Below are 22,477 nucleotides of genomic sequence, written 5' to 3'. Positions count from 1 at the left end.
CGGGGGCTATGATTCTTGGGTTGGGTTGCGGGCTTATCCATTCGGTGTGGCGCCGCTGTTGGCCCCTTCCGCCCTTACGGCGGGTCCCTTTTGTTCTTGGTGTAGAGACCGGACACATGGTTGACGGGTGTGCGGAGACATGGTGGACACTTTTCGGCGAGCTCACTTCGCCGGAAAACCATCATGCCTTGGAACACGAGAGATGCCATGAGCCTGAAAGAAGAGTTCGTTGCCTTGGCCCTGCAACCCGGCAGTAACAAGCGCCAACTATGCCGACGATTCGGTATCAGTCCCCAGACGGCCTACAAGTGGCTTGAGCGCTACCAGGTGCAGGGCCGTGCGGGCCTGCAAGAAAAGTCTCGTCTCCCCATCACTAGCCCCAGATTGACTGATGCAGCTCTGGAAGCTGAGGTTGTAGCCCTTCGGCAGGAGCATCCTGCCTGGGGAGGGCGCACAATCAGCAGCTTGCTGGAAAAACGTGTTGCTCCCAGCACAGTCACAAACGTATTACACCGCCACAAGCTGATTCTGCCCAAGCCGCCGACGCGAGCGGGCATGCTGCGGTTTGAGCACGATGCGCCTAATGATCTTTGGCAGATGGACTTCAAGGGCCACTTCGCTATGCAGCAAGGCCGGTGCCACCCCCTGACGGTGCTGGACGACCATTCTCGATTCAATCTGGCCATTCAGGCCTGCGATAACGAGCGTAGCGGGACGGTCAAGGAGAGGTTGGTCGAGATCTTTCAGCGCTACGGCTTGCCGGCGCGCATCAACGTTGATAACGGCGCGCCTTGGGGCTCTCCGCGTAGTCCTGGGGAACACAGTGATCTGAGCATCTGGATAATTCGACTTGGAATCAGAATAAGCTTCAGTCGCCCATATCACCCGCAAACCAACGGAAAAGTCGAACGCTTTCACCGCTCTCTCAAGGCAGAAGTGCTTGATGGACGGCAGTTTTCAACGCTTGTGGAAGCTCAGTCAGCATTTGATAGATGGCGTGAGATCTACAACCACCAGCGCCCACATCAGGCTTTGGACTACCAGGTTCCGATGGCCAGATATCGTGCCAGCCCCTGGGCTTACCCACAGCAACTGACCGAGTTCGAATATGGGCCTGACGACATATTAGCCAAGGTCTATCACGGTCGCTTTCGCTTCAAAAAACGCTACTTCAGGGCCGCGAAAGGCTTGGGCGGGCAACACATTGCGATACGTCCCAGCCCCGATGGCGAGGACCTATTTGAAATCTATTTCTGCAATCAGCACCTGCGGACTATCGACGTGAACAAGCCTGACTACGGTCCATAATGTGTCAACCATGTCCCCGCACATGTGTCCACCATGTGTCCGGTCTCTACAGTTCTTGGCAAAAGGAACCAAAACCGCTCGCTCCAGCATACGGCCCTACGCTGCGCTCCGGGTTCCTTCGCTACGGTGCCTTCCAGGGGCATCGCGGCCTACGACTTGCTTCGCCAAGTCTACGTCTCGCGACTTCGGCTCAGGCCGAAGGGTGCTACGCACCAGCCCCCTCCAGACACCTACGCTCAGCCTCCTGAAGTCGCGAAGTTACGGGCGGCGCCTGCACTGACGTATCTGCGAAAGCAGATGTTGGCGAAGCCATGCTGACGCAGGAGCGGGACAAGCCCGCTGATAAAACGAGCACCAACTTGTTTGGTCTTGATCTTGATGTTCATGCACGTACTTCCAGGCGCCGCGAAAAGCGACTTCAGGAGGCCGAGCGGAGGTGCCTGTAGGGGCGGTGCGCAGCACCTTCGGCGGCAGCCGAAGACGCGAGATGTAGACTTGCAAAGCAAGTCGTAGGCCGCGATGCCCCGGAAGGTGCCGTAGCGTAGGGCCGTATGTAGGAGCAAGCGGTTTTGCCTACTTCTTCCCAAGAGAAAAGTAGGCCGCCGTAAAGGCGGAAGGGGCCAGCAGCAGCCCCACACTGAATGGATAAACTCGCAGCCTCAACATCCCAACCCGGGATTCCGTGAAGAGCCAAAAAAGAGCCCCTTGCGGAGCTCTTGGCGTTACTGTGCAAGAAAACTGTCGCCAGAGCGCTTGGCGCGTTTAGCGGCGTGTTTTTCCTTGGCGGTTTTCAGTGGTTTTTTCTTCGTCATCTTTTTTGCATCCAGACCTTTCATCGAAGATCCTCCTGCCTGACGGCACCTGCGCACCGGTGTCCCGAATCATTATAGACCCGGGGTAGCCGCAGGCACGGCAAGGATGAACTCGCGGTAACCGGAAAGGATCACGTAGCCGGCAAAGTAACAGAAGATGCCCGCCGACAGCAGGTACGACCAGGTCAGCAGGCGGTCACCCAGCAGGCGCCTGCCATGACTGGCAATACCGCACAACGACAGACACCAGATCAGCCCGGCGGCAAAAAAACCGCTTAGAAACAGCCCGGCCTCAAGCAGGCTGCCGCCCCCTGAACGGGAAATCAGCACCCCGCCGACCGCGGCAAACCAGAGGATGGCGCTGGGCGAGGACATGGCCAGGAAGATCCCGCGCAGGAACTCGCGCCAGCCCGATTCGATCACCACTGCGCCGGGGGTCTGCAGATGGGTGTTGCCGCGCAGCGCCGCCAGCAGCATCTTGATGGCAAACCATACCAGCAACACCGAGCCGCCCAGCCACAGCACCCAGCGTACCGTTTCAAATTGCAGCAGCACGGTCATCCCGGCCAGCGCCGCAATGGCATACAACAGGTCACCGACACAGGTACCCAGCCCCAGCCAGAAACCCTGCAAAAAACCCCGCTGCATGGCCAGGGTGATCATGGCGATATTGGCAATGCCGATATCCAGGCACAGCGACAAACTCAGCAGAAATCCGTTTGAAAAAGGCATCGACGTTCCGTAACCGCGGTTGATGGCAGGCGCTATTAAAACGGTTTTCTGCTGAGCTGTATTGGAAGAAATTGCCTTTATTCAGGCCTGTGCTGCGCGCTCGAAAACTTCATCGGCCCATTGGTTGAGGCTCTTGCCTGCCGATTGAGCGGCGATGGTCGCCGCAGCATGGACTTCTGGCCTGATACGCAGCATGACCTTGCCGGAAGCGGGTTTTTCCGGCTTGACCCCACGCTCGGCGCAATCGGCCAGGTAGTCATCCAGGGCCAGGTGAAACGCCTCGTGCAACTGCCTGACGGCGCTGGCGTGAAAGCTGATGATGTCACGCACCCCCAGGACACGTCCGACGAAAATATCGTCCCGTGGGTCGTATTCGACTCGGGCGGTGTAGCCCTTGTAGTTCATAGTGTTCATGGGCGCAGTCCCTAGATTGACGTTAAAAATGCTATCAAATTTAGATAGCATTTTTATCAACCGATCAATTCAGGATTTTTCAATCGCCCGCCAGCACCTGCGCATACCGCTGCCGGTCAATGTTCGCCCCGCTGAGGATCACCGCCACCTTGCGCCCCTGCTGGCGCTCGCGCTCCTGGATCAGCGCGGCAAGGCCGGCGGCGCCTGCGCCTTCGGCGGTATTGTGGGTGTCTTCGTGGTAGATGCGCATGGCCCGGGCCACTTCTTCGTCGCTGACGCGCACAATCCGTGCGGCATGCTGGCGGATGATTTCGAAGGCTTCGGGCAACGGTATGCGGCAGGCCATGCCGTCGGCAAAGGTGTTGGCCGTGGCAGTGGTGACGATGCGGCCCTGCTCCAGGCTCTGGGCAAAGGCGTCGGCGGCGCTGGAGACCACGCCGACGATCTCGGTGCGCAGGCCCAGCAGGTTGCGCGCCTGGATCAGCCCGCAGATGCCCGAGCCCATGCCGATCGGCACGTAGATGCAATCCAGCTCCTGCACGGCTTCGAGCAGCTCCAGCGCGTAGGTGGCGACGCCACGGATCAACTCGGGATGAAACGGCGGCACGCTCTCGTAGCCGTGAAACTGAGCCAGGCGTGCGGCCTCTTCGCGGGCCTGGTCAAAGTCGGCGCCGTGCTCGATCAGTTGGGCGCCCAAAGCGCGCATCGCCGCGTTCTTTTCCAGCGAGTTGCCCTCGGGCACAACGATGATAATCGGCAGCCCGGCATTGCCCGCAGCCAGGGCCATGCTCTGGCCGTGGTTGCCACGGGTGGCGGTGACCAGGCCACGCACTGCCGGCTTTTGTGCCCGCAGCCACTGCACATACATCAACCCGCCGCGCACCTTGAAGGCGCCGGTCGGGGCATGGTTTTCATGCTTGACCCAGACTTCGCAGCCCAGCCGCTCGGCCAGGCGCGGCCAGGCGTACTGAGGGGTGGCGGGTACGCTGGCATGAACCAGGCGGGCAGCTTCGCGCAGGGCTGGCAGGTCGAACATGGAACACCTCGGCAGGATCGGATTTGACCTGATCCTAGTCGCCGCGCATTGTATGGGTAAATTCCTATATTGCATGGCCAACAATAAATGTGGACCCCTACCCTCTGCGATGATGCCCAGCCGCGCTACCTGGCCCTGGTCGATGCAATAGCCATTGCCATCGAACGCGGCGAGCTGAAAGTCGGCGAACGCCTGCCGCCACAACGGCGCCTGGCCTGGAACCTGGGGCTCAACCCGAGCACCACCCAGCAGGCCTACCGTGAGGCGGCGGCACGCCATTTGGTTTCCGGTGAAGTCGGCCGTGGCACCTATGTGCTGGCTGGCAGCAAGGAGGCCACGCTGTTTCGCCTCAAGCAACGCGACGTGCAATCGAGCCTGATCGACCTGTCGACCAACGTGCCGGTGATCGAGCCGGCCAACCGCGACAGCGAAAACACTTTGCAGGCGCTGCTTGAGGAGGGGCTGGCGGCTTGCCTGGATCACTACCTGAGCGCCGAAGAGTTGCTGCGCGCTCGCGTGCACGGCGCCGCCTGGCTGGCCAACCGCAGTTTGCAATTGAACGAGCGGCAATTGCTGCTGTGCGGCGGCGCCCAGCAGGGTTTGTTCACGGTGTTGCTGTCGCTGTGCCAGCCGGGTGAAACAGTGCTGGTCGAGGCCCTTACCGCCCCCGGCATCAAGGCCGCCTGCCGACAATTGCGCCTGCCGTTGCATGGCATCGCCCTGGACGATCAGGGCATTGTTGCCGACGACCTCGACCGGGTCGCCAGGGCCACCGGCGCACGGGTCATGGTCCTGACCCCGAGCCTGCACAACCCAACGGGTGCGTGCATGAGCAGCGCCCGCCAGCAGGCGATTGCCGAGGTGGTCGCGCGCCATGACCTGCTGGTGATCGAAGATGATGTCTACGGCGCGCTCACCGACCAACCACCGCTATGGCGAATGCTCGGTGAGCGCGGCCTGTTGATCAGCAGCCTGTCGAAAACCGTGGGCGCCGGCCTGCGCCTGGGCTGGATTGTGGCTGAGCCGCAAGTGTTGGAACAGATTGATCCGCATGCCCAGGCCACTCACTGGCAGGTGTCGCCGCTGAACCTGCAGATCGCCTGCCGCTGGATCGCCGATGGCACCGCTCAAAGGCGCCTGGCCTGGCAGCGCGAGGAAATCACCCAGCGCTGGCGCCTGGCGTGCAAGGTGCTCAGTGGCCACCTGCTAAATAGCCGCCTGCCGGCGCCGCACATCTGGGTCAAGGCCGGGCTCAGCGCCGCGCGCTTGGCCGAGGCCTGCCGGGCCCATGGCGTGGCGGTGGTGCCAGGCGAGGTGTTCGCGGTAAAACAGCATGAGCTGGCGGCAATCCGTATCAGCCTGTCGGCCGCTGGCAGCCGCGCCGAACTCAAGCAGGCGCTGGAACAAGTGGCCAAGGCACTGGAGGCCTGATGAGCACGCACGCGTTCTATACCGAGGCACAAACCTGCCTCGCCGCACTCGACCCACAGTGGGCTGCGCACATCGAGGCGATTGGCCCGTGCCTGCACCAGCCCAAACCCACCCGTGACCCGTATCAGGCACTGGTGCGGGCTATCGCCTATCAGCAACTGCATGCCAAGGCCGGCGATGCGATCCTCGCGCGCTTTCTGGCGCTCTACCCGGGCAGCGCCTTTCCCAGCCCCGAGCAGGTGCTGGCGACCACCCCGGAGCAATTGCGCGCCTGCGGCTTTTCAGCGAGCAAACTGGCAACCATCCAGGGCATCGCACGGGCGCGCCTCGACGGCCTGGTGCCGGACTATCAGCAGGCTCTGATGCTTGAAGACGAGGCACTGATCGAACGCCTGGTGAGCCTGCGTGGCGTGGGCCGCTGGACCGTCGAGATGTTGCTGATCTACACCCTGGAGCGCATGGACATCCTGCCGGCCGACGACTTCGGCGTGCGCGAGGGCTACCGCCGCTTGCAGGGCCTGCAAGGGCAACCGACACGCCGGCAGATGATCGACCTGGGCAAGCACTGGAGCCCCTACCGGACCGTGGCCGCCTGGTACCTGTGGCGAGTGCCGGCCACTCGAGTTTGAACGCAAGACCCGGAGTTTTTCCGCAGCGCCAAAGCCGTAGCCTGAACCCATCGATCAACGCCAGGAGCACCCCGTCATGAGTACAGGCAAACCACGGATCAGCGAATCCGACCCACGCTGGCAGGCGATCCTGGCCCGCGACCCGGCCGCTGACCAGGCCTTCGTCTATGCCGTGCGCACCACCGGCGTGTACTGCCGGGCGAGCAGTAGCTCGCGCCTGCCGCGCATCGACAACGTCGAATTTTTCGACAGCGCCGAACAGGCCGAAGCCGCCGGGTACCGGCCAAGCAAGCGCCGCGGCGCCGACCAGACACACGTTGCCGAACAGCACCGGGCCCAGGTCACCCGCGCCTGCGCTTTGATCGAAAACGCCGACCCGGCGCCGAGCCTGAACCAGCTGGCCGAGCAATTGAACCTCAGTCCGTTCCACTTTCACCGGGTGTTCAAGGCCGTGACCGGGCTGACGCCCAAGGCCTATGCCTCGGCCCACCGCGCGCACAAGGTACGCACGCAGTTGCAGCAATCGGCAACGGTCACCGACGCCCTCTACGAGGCCGGGTTCAATTCCAACAGCCGCTTCTACGAATCGAGCAACGCGCGCCTGGGCATGACCCCGGGGGCCTATCGCGACGGCGGTGCCAACACCGACATCCGCTTTGCCATCGGCCAGTGCTCCTTGGGGGCAATTCTGGTGGCGCAGAGTGAACGGGGGATTTGCGCAATACTGCTCGGTGACGATCCGCAGGCGCTGCTCAATGACCTGCAGGACAAATTCCCCAAGGCCAACCTGATCGGCGGCGACGCCGGGTTCGAAACCCTGGTGGCCAGGGTCGTGGGCTTTATCGAAGCGCCGGGCATCGGCCTGGACCTGCCGCTGGACCTGCGCGGCACGGCGTTCCAGGAGCGAGTCTGGCAGGCGCTGCGGGCGATCCCGGCTGGCAGTACAGCCAGTTATGCCGAGATCGCTCAGCGCATCGGCTCTCCCAGGGCGGTGCGCGCGGTGGCCCAGGCTTGCGCGGCCAATGCCCTGGCTGTGGCCATCCCGTGTCACCGGGTGGTGCGCAGCGACGGCAACCTCTCGGGTTACCGCTGGGGCGTGGAGCGCAAGCGTGAGCTGCTGGCGCGCGAGAGCCAGTGAGGCGGGTTACTGGAAGTTGACGTCGAAAGCCTGGTAAAAGGCGTTGCCGGTGTCAGCGACCAGCCACAGCAGCACGATTACGTGATGGCCTTTTTTGTTGGCCGGTAGCTTGACCTCGTGCTCGACCTTGGCCACGAGTTTGTCCGTATGGGCCCAGCGCGGCACATAGGGATAAATGTCATCGGCAAAGGGCGTGGTTTCAAGTTGCGCGCGGGTGATGCGCTTACTCTCGTCCCAGCCATCCTTGGTAATAAACCAGCGATAACCGCGGGTGAGGTGTGGCGCCGTATAAGTCCACTCGACTTTTAAGGTTTGCCCTGGTGTCACGTTCAGCAATGGCCATTTAAATTCATGGCCGAGCTTGGCGCTCATTTCAGCATTGGTAAAGTTGACACAATCACGCTTATCCTGCCGACCGCCACTGAGGATATAGCCGTCTGCCGGGGGTACTGTACTTTGTACATCGTCTTGATAAGGCGCAGGTACGGGGCCGGCGACCGTGTCTGGAAAGTTCTTGCCGCCTTCCATTTCATTGACTTCGGACACCCCCAACAACTTCAGCTCAATCGCCGTGGAACCGCGACTGGCAGGGGTAATCACTCGACCGTGACGCAGAATCTTTTCAGGGCTGTTCATTGCAATCACTCCATGTGAGATAAGAAAACCTGTCCACCCTGGACCCGTTTGACCCTAGCTCAAGCCCTGCAATGCGCAACCCAGAGGCGCCGAACGGTATCAGCCGTTGCTGCAGCCGTCGCCCATGGCGCGGTATTCGATGATGTGGCGCTGACCTTGGTGGTCTTCGTAGGTCATGGTTGCCGGTACCACTTCACAGACATTGGGAATGGTCGACAGGCTGATGACCTTGGCGATATCCAGGTTGGTGCTGTAGTCATACTGCTCGACAACCGGTTGCGCCGCGGCGGTAGTGATTTCATCCGCCAGGGCGAACGAAGAAACCGCAACCAGGGCAACTGCAATTAAACGTTTCATGATAATAGGCCTGCAAAGCAATCAAACTAATCGATTGACTTCATTTGCCAATAAGGGCGCGGAGAAGTTGTTATATCAAGCGATGGGACATAACACGAAGACCCGACCCCACTACAACTTATTCTGTGGGATGTGGTTAGTTTACAAGGTACTTCAGGCCGTTAAATCACGAAGCCGGACAATCACTGTTACCACTTGTGCAACAATAACCCCGAGGCACGCCCCTCGACATTGATTGACTTGCGGTGTAAAAGCCCGGGGTAGAGCCATTGCCAGATCAAACCTGTGACCCGTTTACGCTACTGCCCATTGCTTGCGCCCGAGCGGCCCTTGCTGAATAAATTCTATCGAAACCACGGCTCGCCCATGCGCGCAGCGGCCCAGGGTCGACTTTGGGTGGCCCGAGCCGAGGAAATCGTCGCCGCCTTGTGCCTGAGTGAAGTGCCCGGCGGCCATTGGCTGACCGGCTTGTTCGTTGCCCCCGCCTGGCGCGGCCAACAGCTCGCCGGGCGCTTGATCGACGCGGCGCTGGCTGAGTTGCAAGGCAATATCTGGCTGTTCTGTCACCCGGACCTGACAAGCTTCTACGCCCACCAGGCCTTCACCAGCACCGACGCCCTGCCTGCGCCACTGGCCGAGCGCCTGCAGCGCTACCAGCAAAGCAAGCCGCTGCTGGCGATGGTGCGGGTTCAGTCGTCGCTGGCCGGGTCCAGCCCGGGGAACAGCACCTCGGTATAACCAAAGCGGCTGAAGTCGTGGATGCGTGAGGGGTACAGGCGGCCGATCAGGTGATCGCATTCATGCTGCACCACCCGCGCATGAAAGCCTTCGGCGTTGCGCACGATGGGCTGGCCCTGGGGGTCGACGCCTTCGTAGCGAATCCGCTGGTAGCGTGGCACCACGCCACGCAGGCCCGGCACCGACAGGCAGCCTTCCCAGCCATCCTCGACCTCGGTGCCCAAGGGCGTGATCAGCGGGTTGAGCAAAATGGTTCGCGGCACCGCCTCGGCATCCGGGTAGCGCTCGCTGCGCTCGAAGCCGAAGATCACCAGTTGCAGGTCGATGCCGATCTGCGGCGCGGCCAGGCCAACGCCGCCGACATGCTCCATGGTTTCGAACATGTCGGCGATCAGCCGCTCAAGCTCGGCGCTGCCGATCATGTGCGCCGGCACCGGCGGGGCGATGCGCAACAAGCGCTCATCGCCCATTTTCAGGATGTCATGAATCATGCTGGCTTCGACTCAGGGGTTCGCTGGCAGGCGTGGTTTCATGATCGAGGGAGTGATCACGGCCCAGCCCGGATACATGCTTTTTATCATGCTCAGGGGCCACGCCATCAAAGTCTTTTTCGCCAGGGTCCTTGCCTTCCTCGGACATATGCTCGATCACCGCGTTCATCTCCGCGCCCAGTAGCAGTACGGCAGCAGAAATGTAGAAGTACAACAGCAGGACAATGATCGCACCGATACTGCCGTACATGGCGTTGTAGTCGGCGAAGGTCTTGACGTAATAACCAAAGCCCAACGAGGCGATGATCCACACCACCACCGCCAGCACCGAACCCGGGGTAATGAAGCGAAACTTCTGCTTCACATCGGGCATCACGTAATAGATCAGAGCCACCGCGACCATCATCAGAATGATGATCGCCGGCCAGCGCAGCACCGTCCACAAGGTAACGATGAACTCCTGCATGCCGATCTGCGCGGCAATCCATTCCATCACCTGCGGCCCCAGCACCATCAGTGCGGCGGCCGCCAGAAGCATGCCGGCGATACCGACGGTGTAGATCACCGACAGCGGAATGCGCTTCCACACTGGGCGCCCTTCGACCACATCATATGCCGCGTTCATGGCGCTCATCATCAGCCGCACGCCGGCTGAAGCGGTCCACAGGGCAATGACGATACCCACCGAGAGCAAGCCGCCCTTGGACTGCTGCAACTGGTCGATCACCGGGTTGACCTGCTCCAGCGCCTGGGGCGGCAACACCAGTTCCGACTGCAGGCGCAGCCAGGAGAAGAAGTCGGGCAAATGCAGGAAACCGATCAGGGCGATCAAAAACAGCAGGAAGGGAAACAGCGAGAACAGCATCTGGTAGGCCAGCGCCGAGGCATAGGTGGACATCTCGTCGTCGAGAAATTCCTTGACCGTGCGCACCAGCACACGGTGCAACGGCAAGCCGCGCAGGTCGGGAAAAATCATAGCGTCTCCTTTCGCCGCTCGAGGTTCATGGGCGGGCTCCTCACACACTCATCTGACAGGTACGTCCTGAAGTCTAATCGACGATCGCCTCAAAGTTGCGATTGATTGCTGCAGATAGCACAACGGCCACCCGAGGATGGCCGTCGTCCCGCCCTGCTCACAGGGTTCAAGGCTTCTTCACGGCATCCTTGACCTTGCCGACCACTTGCTGGGCTTCGCCTTTGCGCTCCTGCAGTTCGCCTTCGGCGCGCAGACGATCATTGTCGGTCACTTTGCCGACACCTTGCTTGATGTTGCCAACAGCCTCATTGGCCATGCCTTTGACTTTATCTTTAGTGCCACTCATGGGAGTTCTCCTGAAGGGGAAATAACACGCTGTCAGAGTCGACAGTCTGTGGACCCGTGGCCGCTTGCGAGAGTTTCAATTATTTTTCGGCGGGCCGCCTGTCGAGCGCGCAGGGGCAATAGAGAGGCCGGCGAGCAACGTCGCTTTATGTTTCATCGCGTTGCCAGCACAATAAGCGACCTTTCAAGCGTCACCCGTAGGAACCTGCATGAAACTCGACAAACCCACCGCCATCGCCCGCCGCAACCAGGAACTGGAACGCCCCGTGCTCAACAGCGACAACACCCTGTTTGCCGTGCTCGACACCAAGCGCAGCCTGTGGTGGTTCGATGTGCCGGTGAAACTGCTGCGCAAGGGCCAGCCCGACTGGGTCAACCTGCTGCTGCACACCCCCGAAACCGACGAGCTGCAGCATTTGAAGGTGCCGGTGAACTACCTGCAGGCCCATCAGGAAAAAATGGAAGTGCGCCACCCGGGCAAGCGTCGCTCGACCATCAGCCTGGCGCTGAGCGCCGATCGCGACTCGCTGCTCAAAGACCTGCGCCCAGGCGGTGAGAACCTGAGCTTTGCAGGCTTCAAGCAGGTCTGATCAAGCCAGTTCGATGCGGTCGGCGTGGATGACGATGCGGCCATCCTTGTACAAGGCACCGATGGCCTTCTTGAAGTTGCCCTTGCTGACCCCGAACAGATCGCTGATCAACTGCGGGTCGCTCTTGTCGCTGACCGGCAGCACGCCGTTGGCGTCCTTGAGCTTGGCGAGGATCTTGTCGTGCAGGCTGTTGACCAGGTCCTGGCCGATGGGCTGCAGGCTCAGGGCAATCTTGCCGTCGCTGCGCAGCTCTTTGATGTAGCCCTTCTCCTGCTTGCCCGAACGCAGGAACTTGAACACCTCGTTCTTGTGAATCAGGCCCCAGTGCTTGTTGTTGATGATCGCCTTGAAGCCCATCGGGGTTTCTTCGACCACCAGCAAATCAACCTCCTGGCCGACCTTATAGTTGGCCGGCACCTTGTCCAGGTAGCGGTCCAGGCGCGCGGTTGCAGTGATGCGGCGGGTGCGCTTGTCGAGGTAGGCATGCACCACGCAGTACTCGCCGGCCTTCATCTGGCGCTTTTCTTCGGAGTACGGCATCAGCAGGTCTTTGGGCAGGCCCCAATCGAGGAAGATACCGATGCTGTTGATTTCCTTGACCTTGAGGCTGGCGAAGTCGCCGACCTGCAACTTGGTCTTTTCCGTGGTGGCGATCAGCTTGTCTTCGCTGTCGAGGTAGATGAAGACGTTCAGCCAGTCCTCGACCTCGGTGGGCGTGTCCTTGGGGATGTAACGGTTGGGCAGCAGGATTTCGCCGTCCGCCCCGCCGTCCAGGTACAGACCGAAGTCTGTGTGCTTGACCACTTGCAAAGTGTTGTAACGCCCAACTAAAGCCATTTCCGGAAATCCTCGTTGCGAGCGGGGCATTCTACACCTCACGCGGCGATTGCGCCCGGTCGCCGATGACGGCCTGTCAGCAAAATGAACCGCACAGGCTTGCCCTGTTCTATAAAGACAAGCAAGCCTTCGCAAGGATTCGCTCATGTACGCCTGCCTGTCCAAGTACCTGCGCACCGTTCTGTTGCTGGTGATATCGGCCTTGCTGGTGATCGCCTGCAACCGCATCGATCTGGCCTACCGCAACCTCGACATGCTGGTGCCCTGGTCGCTCAACGACTACCTGAGCATGAATCGCCAGCAAAAAACCTGGCTCAATGAACGGCTCAAACAGCAACTGGCCTGGCATTGCCGCACGCAACTGCCCGGCTACCTGACCTGGATCGACGAAATCCAGGCGATGGTCGCCCGCAATGCGATAACCGACCAGCAGTTGCAGGTACGCACTGAAGAAGCCCGGCAGGCGATTGCCAAGGTCGCCGACCAGATCACTCCGTCGGCCGCCGAACTGTTGCGCAGCATGGATGACGAGCAAGTGCGGGAAATGCGCGAAGCCTTTGCCGACGACATTCGCGAACGCCAGGCCAAATACGTCAATACCCCACTGGCGCGGCAGATCGAACGCCGCGCCGAGCGAATGGAAAAACGCCTGAGCACCTGGCTGGGCGAGCTCAGCCCGCAGCAAAAACTTCGAGTCATGACCTGGTCCCAGGGCCTGGGCGAGCAGAACCGCCAGTGGATCGCCAACCGCGCCCATTGGCAGGCGCAGTTCAGCGCGGCGATGGACCAGCGCCACAGCGACAGCTTCGAACCACGCCTGGAGATCCTCTTGAAAAAACGCGAAAGCCTGTGGACCCCGGAGTACCGGATCGCCTTCCAGCGCACCGAGCAGGAGGCGCGGCGCTTGTTGGTGGATGTGATGGCGCAGAGCAGCGAACAACAGCGCCAGCACCTGGAGCAGAAGCTTGCGCAGGTGCGCCAGAGTTTCAGTGAGTTGAAGTGTTTGAAGGGGTAGCGGCCGCATTCAACGGTAGGAGCGGGCTTGACCCGCAATGAGGCCAGTACAGTCAGCAAACCAGGAGTTGCCTGGCATACGACCGCTACGCGCTCGATCGCGGGGCAAGCCCGCTCCCACAGATTCACCCTCATTCCTGTGGGAGCGGGCTTGACCCGCGATGTTGTTCAGCCCTCCCGGCACTTGCGCCGGTACGGGAACACATCGATCACTTTGCCGCCGCGGATCGCCGCCTGCAGGCTCTTCCAGTAGTCGGCGTCGTACAACTCGCCGTGCAGCTGGTTGAACAACCGGCGCTGGCCGCTATCGGCGAACAGAAACGGTGGAAACTCCTCGGGGAACACGTCCAGCGGGCCGATCGAGTACCAGGGCTCTGAGGCCATTTCATCCTCCGGCGTGCGCGGCGGCGGGATATAGCGGAAGTTGACCTCGGTCAGAAAGCAGATTTCGTCGTAGTCGTAGAACACCACCCGCCCGTGCCGGGTAACGCCAAAGTTCTTCAGCAGCATGTCACCGGGGAAGATGTTCGCCGCCGCCAGTTGCTTGATGGCCAGGCCGTAGTCTTCCAGGGCCTCGCGTACCTGGGCGTCGTTGGCGTTTTCCAGGTAGAGGTTGAGCGGGGTCATGCGCCGCTCGGTCCAGCAGTGGCGGATCAGCACGGTGTCGCCGTGCACTTCAACGGTGGACGGCGCCACTTCCAGCAGTTCGGCCAGGCACTCGGGCTCGAACTTGCTCAAGGGGAAACGAAAATCGGAGAACTCCTGGGTATCGGCCATGCGCCCGACGCGGTCGACGCTTTTTACCAGCCGGTACTTTTCAATCACCGTGGCGCGGTCGACGTTCTTCGACGGCGAGAAGCGGTCCTTGATGATCTTGAATACGGTGTTGAAGCCCGGCAGGGTAAACACGCTCATGACCATGCCACGCACGCCCGGGGCCATGATGAAGCGGTCATCGGTGCCGGCCAGGTGGTTGATCAGCGCCCGGTAGAACTCCGACTTGCCGTGCTTGTAAAAGCCGATCGAGGTGTACAGCTCGGCAATGTGCTTGCCCGGCAGGATGCGCTTGAGAAAGCCGACGAACTCGGCCGGCACCGGTACATCGACCATGAAGTAGGAGCGGGTGAAGGAGAAGATGATCGACACCTCTGCTTCGTCGGTGATCAGCGCGTCGACCTCGATGCCGTGGCCCTCGCGGTGCAGCAGCGGGATCACCAGCGGCCATTGCTCGTCCTGGGTGTACAGGCGCCCAACCAGGTAGGCGCCCTTGTTACGGTACAACACCGAGGAAAACAGCTCGACGGCCAGGGCCGGGTCTTTGCAGACCCAGTCCGGCAGGTTTTCGCGCAGTTGCCCTTCCAGGCGTGCCAAGTCGCCGGCAAGGTCCGCGTAGGGCACATCGAAACGGTAGTCGGCAAACACCTGCGCCAGCAATGCGCTCAAGCCGCTTTGTGGCCGATAGGTGCGGGTTTGCGCTGCCCGCTCGTGGCTGCGCAGCGAGGGCCGGGTGGTGTGGATGAACATGCAGCCATCGCTGATCAGGTCATGGCTGAACAGGCTGCAGAAGATCGAGTTGTACCAGGTCTCGGACAGTTCATCGTCCAGGCGCGGGTCGATCAGGCCTATATAAGCACTTTTGACCAGCGGCCACAGCGCGACGTCGAGCAGCACCTCGCCCTCGAAGCCCTGGCGCAGCCAGCCGCTGACCTCGCTGACTTTTTCCTCATACAGATTGATGCGCGCCGCCGAGGCGCTCTGGGTCTGTTGCCACTGGGCCTGCTCGAATCGCTCGCGGGCGCCGTCGGTGATCTGGCGAAAATGCTCGCGGTAATCGTCGAAGCCATCGAGGATCATCCGGGCGATATCGGCGGCCGGCCATTGCTGGGGCATACGTCAGACCTCTGCGGGAATGTCAAAGCCTGAGCTTAGCCAGTCGCCACGGGCAGGGAAAGCCTGTTGGCGCGGCTGTATCGGCCAAACTCGCCGGGTGCTGAATTCAAGCGCAAGAAAGGGAGAGAGCGCAGGCTGCGATGTAACGTAAACTCGCGCCCTGCCCCAAAGGACCCGGAGAGCCCCATGAGCCCCATCGCCATATCCCGCCTGTTGATTCTTGCTGCTGTCTGGGGGGCGAGCTTTCTGTTCATGCGCATCATCGCGCCGGTGCTCGGCACCCTGCCGACGGCGTTTTTCCGCGTCTCCATCGCCTGCCTCGGCCTGCTGGTGATTCTCGCCCTGCTGCGGGTGCGCTGGGACTTCAATGGCAAGCTCAAGGCCTGCCTGGTGCTGGGCATGATCAACTCGGGGATACCCGCCACCCTTTATTCAGTGGCCGCCCAGGTGCTGCCGGCCGGCTACTCGGCGATCTTCAATGCCACCACGCCGCTGATGGGCGTGCTGATTGGCGCGTTGTTGTTCCGTGAGCCGCTGACCCTGGCCAAGCTCAGCGGCATCTTCCTCGGCCTGTTCGGGGTTGGCATTCTCAGTGGCGCGGGGCCGGTGGCGTTCGATGCCAAACTGCTGCAAGGTGCCCTCTCGTGCCTGGCGGCGACCGCCTGCTACGGCCTGGCCGGCTTTCTCGCCCGGCGCTGGCTCGACCAACAAGGCGGCCTCGACAGCCGGTTGTCGGCGCTGGGCAGCATGATGGGCGCGACCTTGCTGCTGTTACCACTGTTCGGCTACAGCGTGCTGACCCAGCCGCCGGCAAGCTGGGGTGGCTGGCAGGTGTGGGCGTCGTTGCTGGGCCTGGGGCTGGTGTGCACCGCCTTTGCCTACATCCTGTATTTCCGCCTGATCAGCGAGATCGGCCCGGTCAAATCCAGCACCGTGACCTTCATGATCCCGGCCTTCGGTGTGCTGTGGGGCGCCTGGCTGCTGGACGAGCCACTGTCGATGGCGCACCTGTATGGCGGGCTGTTGATTGCCGTGGCGTTGTGGCTGGTGCTCAAGCCAGCTCGCGCCTGACAGGTTAATGCTTGTTCCTGTGGGAGCTGCCAAGCCAGCTTCCACAGTTTCTGGTTTCACCCCTGAAACCAGCCCTTCACTCGCGTTACCGAAAAAAGCCTCTTTTCATTGCACCCGCAATTGCCACGCGCAGTTGTTGTGCAATTTCGTGCCATATAGAAAACCTTGTTTCATATATAAAACAAACAAGTTTTCCTGTTAATTCAATAAGTCACTAATAAATAAGCACTTTTCAAATAAAACAGGGCCAATACACATTTGGCATTGTTCATGCACTAAACCGCGTATCACCTATAAAACAGACCAGAGAGCTTCCCCAATGGCTGTGAAAGAGATGTACGCAATCCCCTCTCAATGGAATACGCCGCACTCCAAGGAAGACTTGGAGCCGACCGAAATCGAATTTCGCAATGTCGGTAAATGCTTCCCGGCCAAGGGCAAGGCCGAGGCGCCCTTTGCCATTCGCGAGGTGAACTTCAAGATCCGCCGCGGCGAGGTGGTGTCGATCATCGGCCCGTCCGGTTGCGGCAAAAGCACCATCCTCAACATGGGCTCGGGCCTCTACCGCCCCAGCGAAGGCGAAGTTTTCGTCGGTGGCGAAGCGGTGGTCGGGCCGGTGCGCAAGGTCGCCTTCATGCTGCAGAAGGATCTTTTGATGCCCTGGCGCAGCATCCGCCGCAACGTTGAGCTGGGCCTGGAAATCCAGGGCATGCCCGCCGCCAAGCGCCAGCCGATTGCCGAAGATCTGCTCAATCGCTGCCACCTGCAAGGCTTTGCCGACCACTACCCGTTCCAGCTGTCGGGCGGCATGCGCCAGCGCGCCGCCCTGGCCCGGACCCTGGCCATCGACCCGCAGGTGCTGTTCCTCGACGAGCCGTTCTCGGCCCTCGATGCGCAGACCAAGATGATCCTGCAACAGGACCTGGCGCGGATGCTGTTCGAAGAAAAGAAAACCGCGCTGTTCATCACCCATGACCTGGTCGAGGCGATTGCCATGTCCGACCGTCTGCTGGTGATGAGCGCCCGCCCCGGCACCATCATCGAAGAAATCACTGTCGACCTGCCGTTTCGCGACAACCCGCTGGAGCGCCGCAAGCTGCCGGAAATCGGCCCGCTGGCCGGGCGCCTGATGGAACTGCTGAAAGTCGGCGAAGACACCGAACTGCATTGATCAACGGCCACCGGCCCATCAACCGATTCAGGAGTACGCATGTTCAAGTCCCTGCAACGCCTGGCACAGACTTCAGTCATCGCCCTGGGCCTTGGCCTGGCGCTCAGCGCCCAGGCAGAGCCGACCAAGGTCACCTACCTGCTACCCGCGCCGCCCAACTCGCCGGCTTTTGCGCCGTGGATCATCGCCAAGGAAAAGGGCTACTACCGTGCCAGGGACCTGGACCTGACCTTCATCGCCGCCAAGGGCGGAGTCGATGTCGCCAAGCAGATCGGTGCCGGCAACGCCATGCTCGGCGGCGCCATCGGTGACACCCCGATCGTGGTCCGCGCCAACGGCATTCCAGTGCGTGCGGTAGCGGTGCTCGGTGCCGGCGGGGTGACCATGATCGCCACCAACGCCGACGAGAACATCCAGTCGATCAAGGACCTCAAGGGCAAGACCCTGACCGTGATGTCCTACTCCGACACCACCTACTACGCCCTGCTCGCCTCGCTGCGCAAGGCCGGCCTGAACAAGAACGACGTCGATATCCAGGCCGCCGGCCCCTCGGGGGTGTGGCAGCTGTTTTCGGCCAACAAGGCCCAGGCCATGGCCGGGGTGCCGGACTGGGTGGTGAATGCCGAAGAGGCCGGGCTGAAGATCAGCCTGATCCCGCAGAGCGAAATCTTCGAGAGCATGGCCCAGGCGATCCTCGCCTCGGACGAGGCGATCAAGAACCAGCCGCAGGTGGTCGGCGGCGTGGTCCAGGCCACCCTGCAGGGCATGCGCGACATCATCCAGGACCCGAAGGCCGCCGCCGCCACCTTCGCCAAGGCCGTGCCGGCCTACGCCGGCAAGGAAGCGGCGCTGGAGAAAACCTTGCGCCTGTATGTCGAGCACGTCTACGCCAACCAGACCGTGCTCGGGCGCATCGACCCGGCGCGCCTGGACGCAGTGCGCAAGTTCTACGTCAGCGAAGGCATCGTCGCCAAGGAACCCAAGCTCGACGAGCTCTACAGCAACCAGTTCATCGAAACCACCACGGCCGCGCAATAAGCCTGGATGCATAACAAGGTATTAGCCCGATGAGAAACCTCAACACCTCCGTGCTCGGCAGCGTCGCCCTGCTGATCCTGTTCCTGCTGCTCTGGCAGTGGGGCCCCGGCCTGCTCGGCATGCCCGAGTTCGTCATGCCGCAACTGAGCCGCGTGGCCCAGGAAAGCCTGGTGATGTGGCAGTCCAGCGGCCTGCTGCAGCACACCCTGATCACCGCCTTCGAGATCATCGTCGGCTTTGGCCTCGGCGCCCTGCTGGGCGTGGCCATCGGCGTGTCGCTGGGCCTGTCGCCGTCGGCCGAAGCCATGCTCTCGCCGTACATCCTGGCCCTGCAGATCGCCCCGAAAGTCGCCTTCGCGCCGCTGTTCGTGATGTGGCTGGGCTACACCATCTACCCGAAGATCCTCATCGCCATCCTCATCGTGTTCTTCCCGGTGATGATCAACGTGCTCTCGGCAATCCGTACCGTGGACCCGGACATGATCAACCTGGTGCGCACCATGAACGCCAGCCGCTGGCAGATCTTCCGCCTGGTGGAGTTCCCCTCGGCCATGGCCGCGCTGTTCTCGGGCCTGCGCATCGCCTCGACCCTGGCGGTGATCGGCGTCACCGTCGGCGAACTGGTCGGCGGCAACCAGGGCCTGGGCTTCCTGTTGGTCGACGCTGAAGGCCAGGGCAACACCGCCGGGGTCTTCGTCGCCATCGTCATGCTCACCCTGATCGGCGTACTGGCCTACGGCGCGGTGGTCTGGGCCGAGAAACGCGTCCTGCACTACCTGCCCAAAGCCATGCTGAGTACTCAATGATGAACCCATTCAAAACCATGCTTGAAGGCCGCCGCGTGCTGGTCACCGGTGGCGCCCGTGGCCTGGGCTATGCCTTCGCCCAGGCCATCGGCCAGGCCGGTGCCCGCGTGGTGATCGCCGATATTCTCCAGGAGCGCGTGCTGCAGGCCGCCTGCGAGCTGCGCGAGCAAGGCTTGCAGGTGACCGGCGTGACCCTCGACCTGGGCAACCCGGAGTCGATCACTGCCTGCGTCGCCGAGACAGTTGCCGAGCTCGGCGGCCTCGACGGCCTGGTCAACAACGCCTCGATCACCAACTCCGGCGGCAAGAGCTGCGAGCAACTGGACATCGACACCTGGGACCAGGTCATGCAGGTAAACGTGCGCGGCACCTGGCTGATGACCCGCGCCTGCCTGCCGGCCCTGCGCGCCAGCGGCAAGGGCGCGGTGATCAACCTGGCCTCCGACACGCCGCTGTGGGGCGCGCCGAACCTGCTGGCGTATGTCGCCAGCAAGGGCGCGATCATCGCCATGACCCGCAGCCTGGCCCGTGAACTTGGCACTGACAACATCACCGTCAATGCCATCGCCCCCGGCCTGGTGCTGGTCGAGGCCACCGCCTATGTGCCCGAGGCGCGCCACCGCCTGTACACCGAACAACGGGCGATTCAGCGCCCGCAACTGCCAGAAGACGTCAGCGGCGCCGTGCTGTTCGCCCTGTCCGACCTGTCGCGCTTCATCACTGGACAAACCCTGCCGGTCAACGGCGGGTTCGTCATGCCTTGAGCAAGGAGAAACCCATGACCGACCTATCCGTACAAAACGCCACCGCGAAAACCTGGGAACAACCCGCAGGCTCGGACCTCGCTGGCTGGATGCAGACCCGCATCGCCCGCTACCAAACCCGCAAGTACGACTGGGACGCGCTGAAGTTCCAGGCCGACTTCGACCCCAAGTTCCGCCGCGCGCAAATGCGCTACGTCGGCACCGGTGGCACCGGGGTCAACAGCGACATGAACACCATCCCCTCGGAGCACTTCACCTTCTCGACCATGGTCATCCCGGCCGGTCATGAAGGCCCGCCGCATATCCATACCGACGTCGAGGAAGTGTTCTTCGTGTTGCGCGGCAAGCTCAAGGTGATCATCGAGAAAGACGGCGAACGCTTCGAAACCGTGCTCACCGACCGCGACCTGATTTCGGTACCGCCGGGCGTGTACCGCGAAGAGATCAACATCGGCGATGAAGACGCGCTGATGTGCGTGATGCTCGGCGCGAAAAAGCCAGTGACCCCGACCTACCCGCCAGCGCACCCGCTGGCCTCGATCAAGCGCGGTTAAGCCGATGTTGCACGCCACCGACCACTCGCTCGCCGGCCTTGCGGCCCAGTTGCAGCAGCGCTTCCCCCAGCGCCTGGTGCAACTGGCAAGCGGCGCCCAGGCGATCCGCGAAGCCGGGCACGGGCCTGCCATCGTGCTGTTGCATGGCATCGGCTCGGGCGCCGCGTCCTGGCTGCAGGTGGCGCTGCAACTGAGCCAGCAGGCCCGGGTGATTGCCTGGGATGCACCGGGCTACGGCGACTCCAGTCCGCTGGCCAACCCTGCGCCGCAGGCGGCGGACTATGCCCGGCGCCTGCGGCAATTGCTCGATGCGCTGCAGATTGACGACTGCCTGCTGGTCGGCCATTCCCTCGGTGCCCTCAGCGCTGCGGCCCTGACCCAGCAGCAGCCGCAACGGGTGCGGCGCCTGGTGCTGATCAGCCCGGCTCGCGGCTATGGCGACCCGGCCCGTGCCGAGCAGGCGCAACAAGTACGCAGCCAGCGTCTGCACAACCTTGAGCAACTGGGCATCGCCCAGATGGCCAACCAGCGCAGCGCCCACATGCTCTCGCCAGCGGCCAGCAGCGAGGCCCGCGCCTGGGTGCAATGGAACATGGCGCGGCTGCTGCCCCAGGGCTATCGCCAGGCCATCGAGTTGCTGTGTGGCGATGACCTGCTGCGCTACGCCGCCCTGGCCGTGCCGTGCGAAGTGCATTGCGGCGCCGCTGACAGCATCACCCGCCCCGAGGACTGCCAGGCCCTGGCCAAGGCCCTGGGGGCAGCGTTCGCGTTGATTGCCGAGGCCGGCCACGCCAGCCCGATCGAACAACCCGAGGCCGTGGCAAGCCTGCTTGCCCGGGCCCTCGAAGAATCCCTGACAGGTACTGCGCTATGAATGATTCGGATCTGTTGAAAGACAACCAGGACAAGTACATCGTCCCCGGCCTTGAGCGCGGCCTGTTGCTGCTCTGTGAATTCAGCCGGCAAAACCGCACCCTCACCGCGCCGGAACTGGCGCGGCGCCTGGAGCTGCCGCGCTCGACCATCTTCCGCCTGTTGACCACCCTGGAAACCATGGGCTTCGTCACCCGCAGCGGCAACGAGTACCGCCTGGGCATGTCAGTACTGCGCCTGGGCTTCGAGTACCTGGCATCGCTGGAGCTGACCGAGCTCGGTCAACCGCTGCTGGCGCGGCTGTGCGATCACCTTAATTACCCGAGCAACCTGGTGGTGCGTGACGGTCGCTCGATCGTCTACGTGGCCAAGGTTTCGCCGCCGTCGGTGTTCTCCAGCGCGGTCAACGTCGGCACCCGCCTGCCGGCCCACGCCACGGTGCTGGGGCGCATCCTCCTTGAAGACCTGAGCCTGGCCGAGCTGCGTGAGCTGTACCCGGAGGAGCACCTGGAACAGCACTCGCCGTGCACACCGAAAACCGTACTGGAGCTGTTCGACCTGGTGCAGAGCGACCGTCAGCGCGGCTATGTCAGCGGCGAAGGGTTCTTTGAATCATCGATCTCGACCATCGCTGCGCCGGTGCGTGATCACAGTGGCCGGGTGGTTGCCGCCATGGGCGTGACCATCCCTACCGTGCAGGTTGCGCACATCAATTTCGACGGCCTGCTTGGCCATGTGCGGGGCAGCGCCGATGAGCTGTCGCGCCTGCTCAACTACACGCCAAACGCTGGCTCCGGCCGCGTCACCGCGCTGATGAGGGACTGAC

At 62.2% G+C, this 22,477-nt stretch carries 26 protein-coding genes; 15 read left to right on the top strand and 11 right to left on the bottom strand.

The window, feature by feature from the left end:
* Positions 1–183: 183 nt before the first annotated feature.
* On the top strand, positions 184–1,308 hold the full coding sequence (locus LOY54_RS07000; RefSeq protein ID WP_258610018.1) for an IS481 family transposase: 1,125 nt from the start codon (positions 184–186) through the stop codon (positions 1,306–1,308).
* 236 nt (positions 1,309–1,544) lie between these two features.
* Here LOY54_RS07000 and LOY54_RS06995 read toward each other — a convergent pair whose 3' ends face one another.
* The 4 genes from LOY54_RS06995 to LOY54_RS06980 all read right to left on the bottom strand — a co-directional run bounded on the left by LOY54_RS06995 (position 1,545) and on the right by LOY54_RS06980 (position 4,302).
* The gene (locus LOY54_RS06995) at positions 1,545–1,694 is read right to left on the bottom strand and encodes a hypothetical protein (protein ID WP_258610016.1); all 150 of its coding nucleotides are present in this window, start codon (positions 1,692–1,694) and stop codon (positions 1,545–1,547) included.
* Positions 1,695–2,192: 498 nt separating this feature from the next.
* Positions 2,193–2,852, bottom strand: a complete 660-nt coding sequence (locus LOY54_RS06990; protein WP_258610014.1) for a LysE family translocator — start codon at positions 2,850–2,852, stop codon at positions 2,193–2,195.
* An 81-nt stretch (positions 2,853–2,933) separates the two neighbouring features.
* The gene (locus LOY54_RS06985) at positions 2,934–3,266 is read right to left on the bottom strand and encodes a type II toxin-antitoxin system HicB family antitoxin (protein ID WP_195885914.1); all 333 of its coding nucleotides are present in this window, start codon (positions 3,264–3,266) and stop codon (positions 2,934–2,936) included.
* 79 nt (positions 3,267–3,345) lie between these two features.
* Positions 3,346–4,302 (bottom strand): threonine dehydratase, encoded by a 957-nt coding sequence (locus LOY54_RS06980; RefSeq protein ID WP_258610012.1) that lies wholly within the window; start codon positions 4,300–4,302, stop codon positions 3,346–3,348.
* An 87-nt stretch (positions 4,303–4,389) separates the two neighbouring features.
* Here LOY54_RS06980 and LOY54_RS06975 point away from each other — a divergent pair, with 87 nt between their 5' ends.
* From LOY54_RS06975 to ada, 3 genes are all read left to right on the top strand, one after another.
* A complete protein-coding gene (locus tag LOY54_RS06975; protein ID WP_258610010.1) occupies positions 4,390–5,733 on the top strand; it encodes a PLP-dependent aminotransferase family protein in 1,344 nt (447 codons plus the stop codon).
* Positions 5,733–6,362 (top strand): DNA-3-methyladenine glycosylase, encoded by a 630-nt coding sequence (locus LOY54_RS06970; RefSeq protein ID WP_093386074.1) that lies wholly within the window; start codon positions 5,733–5,735, stop codon positions 6,360–6,362. The genes LOY54_RS06975 and LOY54_RS06970 overlap by 1 nt, the downstream gene beginning before the upstream one ends.
* 76 nt (positions 6,363–6,438) lie before the next feature.
* Positions 6,439–7,500, top strand: a complete 1,062-nt coding sequence (ada, locus tag LOY54_RS06965; RefSeq protein ID WP_258610008.1) for a bifunctional DNA-binding transcriptional regulator/O6-methylguanine-DNA methyltransferase Ada — start codon at positions 6,439–6,441, stop codon at positions 7,498–7,500.
* A gap of 6 nt (positions 7,501–7,506) precedes the next feature.
* On the opposite strand, the gene LOY54_RS06960 is transcribed toward ada, so the two are convergent.
* Together LOY54_RS06960 and LOY54_RS06955 are read right to left on the bottom strand one after the other, a co-directional pair.
* Positions 7,507–8,136, bottom strand: coding sequence for a lytic polysaccharide monooxygenase auxiliary activity family 9 protein (locus LOY54_RS06960; protein ID WP_045193429.1), 630 nt, complete (start codon positions 8,134–8,136; stop codon positions 7,507–7,509).
* A 99-nt stretch (positions 8,137–8,235) separates the two neighbouring features.
* A complete protein-coding gene (locus LOY54_RS06955; RefSeq protein ID WP_258610005.1) occupies positions 8,236–8,493 on the bottom strand; it encodes a DUF2790 domain-containing protein in 258 nt (85 codons plus the stop codon).
* 366 nt (positions 8,494–8,859) lie between these two features.
* Between LOY54_RS06955 and LOY54_RS06950 the strand changes: the two genes are divergently transcribed.
* Positions 8,860–9,231, top strand: coding sequence for a GNAT family N-acetyltransferase (locus LOY54_RS06950; RefSeq protein ID WP_309475661.1), 372 nt, complete (start codon positions 8,860–8,862; stop codon positions 9,229–9,231).
* On the opposite strand, the gene def is transcribed toward LOY54_RS06950, so the two are convergent.
* From def to LOY54_RS06935, 3 genes are all read right to left on the bottom strand, one after another.
* Entirely contained in the window at positions 9,183–9,722 is a 540-nt protein-coding gene (gene def / locus LOY54_RS06945) for a peptide deformylase (RefSeq protein ID WP_093386093.1), read from the bottom strand. The two genes, LOY54_RS06950 and def, sit on opposite strands and share 49 nt — an antisense overlap.
* The gene (locus LOY54_RS06940; protein WP_093386097.1) at positions 9,712–10,698 is read right to left on the bottom strand and encodes a YihY/virulence factor BrkB family protein; all 987 of its coding nucleotides are present in this window, start codon (positions 10,696–10,698) and stop codon (positions 9,712–9,714) included. Before LOY54_RS06940 ends, def begins: the two co-directional genes overlap by 11 nt.
* A 166-nt stretch (positions 10,699–10,864) precedes the next feature.
* Entirely contained in the window at positions 10,865–11,044 is a 180-nt protein-coding gene (locus LOY54_RS06935; RefSeq protein ID WP_045193435.1) for a CsbD family protein, read from the bottom strand.
* 208 nt (positions 11,045–11,252) lie between these two features.
* Between LOY54_RS06935 and LOY54_RS06930 the strand changes: the two genes are divergently transcribed.
* Positions 11,253–11,633 (top strand): hypothetical protein, encoded by a 381-nt coding sequence (locus tag LOY54_RS06930; protein WP_038996550.1) that lies wholly within the window; start codon positions 11,253–11,255, stop codon positions 11,631–11,633.
* Here LOY54_RS06930 and LOY54_RS06925 read toward each other — a convergent pair whose 3' ends face one another.
* On the bottom strand, positions 11,634–12,470 hold the full coding sequence (locus LOY54_RS06925; RefSeq protein ID WP_258610001.1) for a S1 RNA-binding domain-containing protein: 837 nt from the start codon (positions 12,468–12,470) through the stop codon (positions 11,634–11,636).
* A gap of 145 nt (positions 12,471–12,615) precedes the next feature.
* Here LOY54_RS06925 and LOY54_RS06920 point away from each other — a divergent pair, with 145 nt between their 5' ends.
* Positions 12,616–13,485 (top strand): DUF6279 family lipoprotein, encoded by an 870-nt coding sequence (locus LOY54_RS06920; protein WP_258609999.1) that lies wholly within the window; start codon positions 12,616–12,618, stop codon positions 13,483–13,485.
* A gap of 167 nt (positions 13,486–13,652) precedes the next feature.
* Here the strand turns inward: LOY54_RS06920 and aceK are convergent, their stop codons facing one another.
* A complete protein-coding gene (gene aceK / locus LOY54_RS06915; protein WP_045193438.1) occupies positions 13,653–15,374 on the bottom strand; it encodes a bifunctional isocitrate dehydrogenase kinase/phosphatase in 1,722 nt (573 codons plus the stop codon).
* Positions 15,375–15,560: 186 nt separating this feature from the next.
* Here aceK and LOY54_RS06910 point away from each other — a divergent pair, with 186 nt between their 5' ends.
* From LOY54_RS06910 to LOY54_RS06875, 8 genes are all read left to right on the top strand, one after another.
* On the top strand, positions 15,561–16,445 hold the full coding sequence (locus LOY54_RS06910; RefSeq protein WP_093386111.1) for a DMT family transporter: 885 nt from the start codon (positions 15,561–15,563) through the stop codon (positions 16,443–16,445).
* 334 nt (positions 16,446–16,779) lie between these two features.
* Positions 16,780–17,616, top strand: a complete 837-nt coding sequence (locus LOY54_RS06905) for an ABC transporter ATP-binding protein (RefSeq protein WP_045193440.1) — start codon at positions 16,780–16,782, stop codon at positions 17,614–17,616.
* 39 nt (positions 17,617–17,655) lie between these two features.
* Positions 17,656–18,654, top strand: coding sequence for an ABC transporter substrate-binding protein (locus tag LOY54_RS06900; protein WP_258609997.1), 999 nt, complete (start codon positions 17,656–17,658; stop codon positions 18,652–18,654).
* A gap of 29 nt (positions 18,655–18,683) precedes the next feature.
* Positions 18,684–19,460, top strand: coding sequence for an ABC transporter permease (locus LOY54_RS06895; protein ID WP_045193442.1), 777 nt, complete (start codon positions 18,684–18,686; stop codon positions 19,458–19,460).
* Positions 19,460–20,224 carry an SDR family oxidoreductase gene (locus LOY54_RS06890; protein WP_258609995.1) on the top strand — a complete coding sequence of 255 codons (765 nt, stop codon included), beginning with the start codon at positions 19,460–19,462 and terminating at the stop codon, positions 20,222–20,224. The genes LOY54_RS06895 and LOY54_RS06890 overlap by 1 nt, the downstream gene beginning before the upstream one ends.
* Positions 20,225–20,238: 14 nt before the next feature.
* Entirely contained in the window at positions 20,239–20,778 is a 540-nt protein-coding gene (locus LOY54_RS06885; RefSeq protein ID WP_093386119.1) for a cupin domain-containing protein, read from the top strand.
* Between the two features lie 4 nt (positions 20,779–20,782).
* A complete protein-coding gene (locus tag LOY54_RS06880; RefSeq protein WP_258609993.1) occupies positions 20,783–21,652 on the top strand; it encodes an alpha/beta fold hydrolase in 870 nt (289 codons plus the stop codon).
* Positions 21,649–22,476 (top strand): IclR family transcriptional regulator, encoded by an 828-nt coding sequence (locus LOY54_RS06875; protein ID WP_045193445.1) that lies wholly within the window; start codon positions 21,649–21,651, stop codon positions 22,474–22,476. The genes LOY54_RS06880 and LOY54_RS06875 overlap by 4 nt, the downstream gene beginning before the upstream one ends.
* Position 22,477 lies beyond the last annotated feature (1 nt).

It is taken from the genome of Pseudomonas sp. B21-032 (genome assembly GCF_024748965.1).
In the GTDB taxonomy this organism is placed as follows: Bacteria; Pseudomonadota; Gammaproteobacteria; order Pseudomonadales; family Pseudomonadaceae; genus Aquipseudomonas.
This window is presented reverse-complemented; position numbering and strand designations above follow the sequence as displayed.

Coding starts and splice junctions, on each gene's coding strand:
- LOY54_RS07000 (WP_258610018.1), top strand. CDS start 184: ATGCCTTGGAACACGAGAGATGCCATGAGCCTGAAAGAAGAGTTCGTT.
- LOY54_RS06995 (WP_258610016.1), bottom strand. CDS start 1,694: ATGAACATCAAGATCAAGACCAAACAAGTTGGTGCTCGTTTTATCAGC.
- LOY54_RS06990 (WP_258610014.1), bottom strand. CDS start 2,852: ATGCCTTTTTCAAACGGATTTCTGCTGAGTTTGTCGCTGTGCCTGGAT.
- LOY54_RS06985 (WP_195885914.1), bottom strand. CDS start 3,266: ATGAACACTATGAACTACAAGGGCTACACCGCCCGAGTCGAATACGAC.
- LOY54_RS06980 (WP_258610012.1), bottom strand. CDS start 4,302: ATGTTCGACCTGCCAGCCCTGCGCGAAGCTGCCCGCCTGGTTCATGCC.
- LOY54_RS06975 (WP_258610010.1), top strand. CDS start 4,390: ATGTGGACCCCTACCCTCTGCGATGATGCCCAGCCGCGCTACCTGGCC.
- LOY54_RS06970 (WP_093386074.1), top strand. CDS start 5,733: ATGAGCACGCACGCGTTCTATACCGAGGCACAAACCTGCCTCGCCGCA.
- ada (WP_258610008.1), top strand. CDS start 6,439: ATGAGTACAGGCAAACCACGGATCAGCGAATCCGACCCACGCTGGCAG.
- LOY54_RS06960 (WP_045193429.1), bottom strand. CDS start 8,136: ATGAACAGCCCTGAAAAGATTCTGCGTCACGGTCGAGTGATTACCCCT.
- LOY54_RS06955 (WP_258610005.1), bottom strand. CDS start 8,493: ATGAAACGTTTAATTGCAGTTGCCCTGGTTGCGGTTTCTTCGTTCGCC.
- LOY54_RS06950 (WP_309475661.1), top strand. CDS start 8,860: ATGCGCGCAGCGGCCCAGGGTCGACTTTGGGTGGCCCGAGCCGAGGAA.
- def (WP_093386093.1), bottom strand. CDS start 9,722: ATGATTCATGACATCCTGAAAATGGGCGATGAGCGCTTGTTGCGCATC.
- LOY54_RS06940 (WP_093386097.1), bottom strand. CDS start 10,698: ATGATTTTTCCCGACCTGCGCGGCTTGCCGTTGCACCGTGTGCTGGTG.
- LOY54_RS06935 (WP_045193435.1), bottom strand. CDS start 11,044: ATGAGTGGCACTAAAGATAAAGTCAAAGGCATGGCCAATGAGGCTGTT.
- LOY54_RS06930 (WP_038996550.1), top strand. CDS start 11,253: ATGAAACTCGACAAACCCACCGCCATCGCCCGCCGCAACCAGGAACTG.
- LOY54_RS06925 (WP_258610001.1), bottom strand. CDS start 12,470: ATGGCTTTAGTTGGGCGTTACAACACTTTGCAAGTGGTCAAGCACACA.
- LOY54_RS06920 (WP_258609999.1), top strand. CDS start 12,616: ATGTACGCCTGCCTGTCCAAGTACCTGCGCACCGTTCTGTTGCTGGTG.
- aceK (WP_045193438.1), bottom strand. CDS start 15,374: ATGCCCCAGCAATGGCCGGCCGCCGATATCGCCCGGATGATCCTCGAT.
- LOY54_RS06910 (WP_093386111.1), top strand. CDS start 15,561: ATGAGCCCCATCGCCATATCCCGCCTGTTGATTCTTGCTGCTGTCTGG.
- LOY54_RS06905 (WP_045193440.1), top strand. CDS start 16,780: ATGTACGCAATCCCCTCTCAATGGAATACGCCGCACTCCAAGGAAGAC.
- LOY54_RS06900 (WP_258609997.1), top strand. CDS start 17,656: ATGTTCAAGTCCCTGCAACGCCTGGCACAGACTTCAGTCATCGCCCTG.
- LOY54_RS06895 (WP_045193442.1), top strand. CDS start 18,684: ATGAGAAACCTCAACACCTCCGTGCTCGGCAGCGTCGCCCTGCTGATC.
- LOY54_RS06890 (WP_258609995.1), top strand. CDS start 19,460: ATGAACCCATTCAAAACCATGCTTGAAGGCCGCCGCGTGCTGGTCACC.
- LOY54_RS06885 (WP_093386119.1), top strand. CDS start 20,239: ATGACCGACCTATCCGTACAAAACGCCACCGCGAAAACCTGGGAACAA.
- LOY54_RS06880 (WP_258609993.1), top strand. CDS start 20,783: ATGTTGCACGCCACCGACCACTCGCTCGCCGGCCTTGCGGCCCAGTTG.
- LOY54_RS06875 (WP_045193445.1), top strand. CDS start 21,649: ATGAATGATTCGGATCTGTTGAAAGACAACCAGGACAAGTACATCGTC.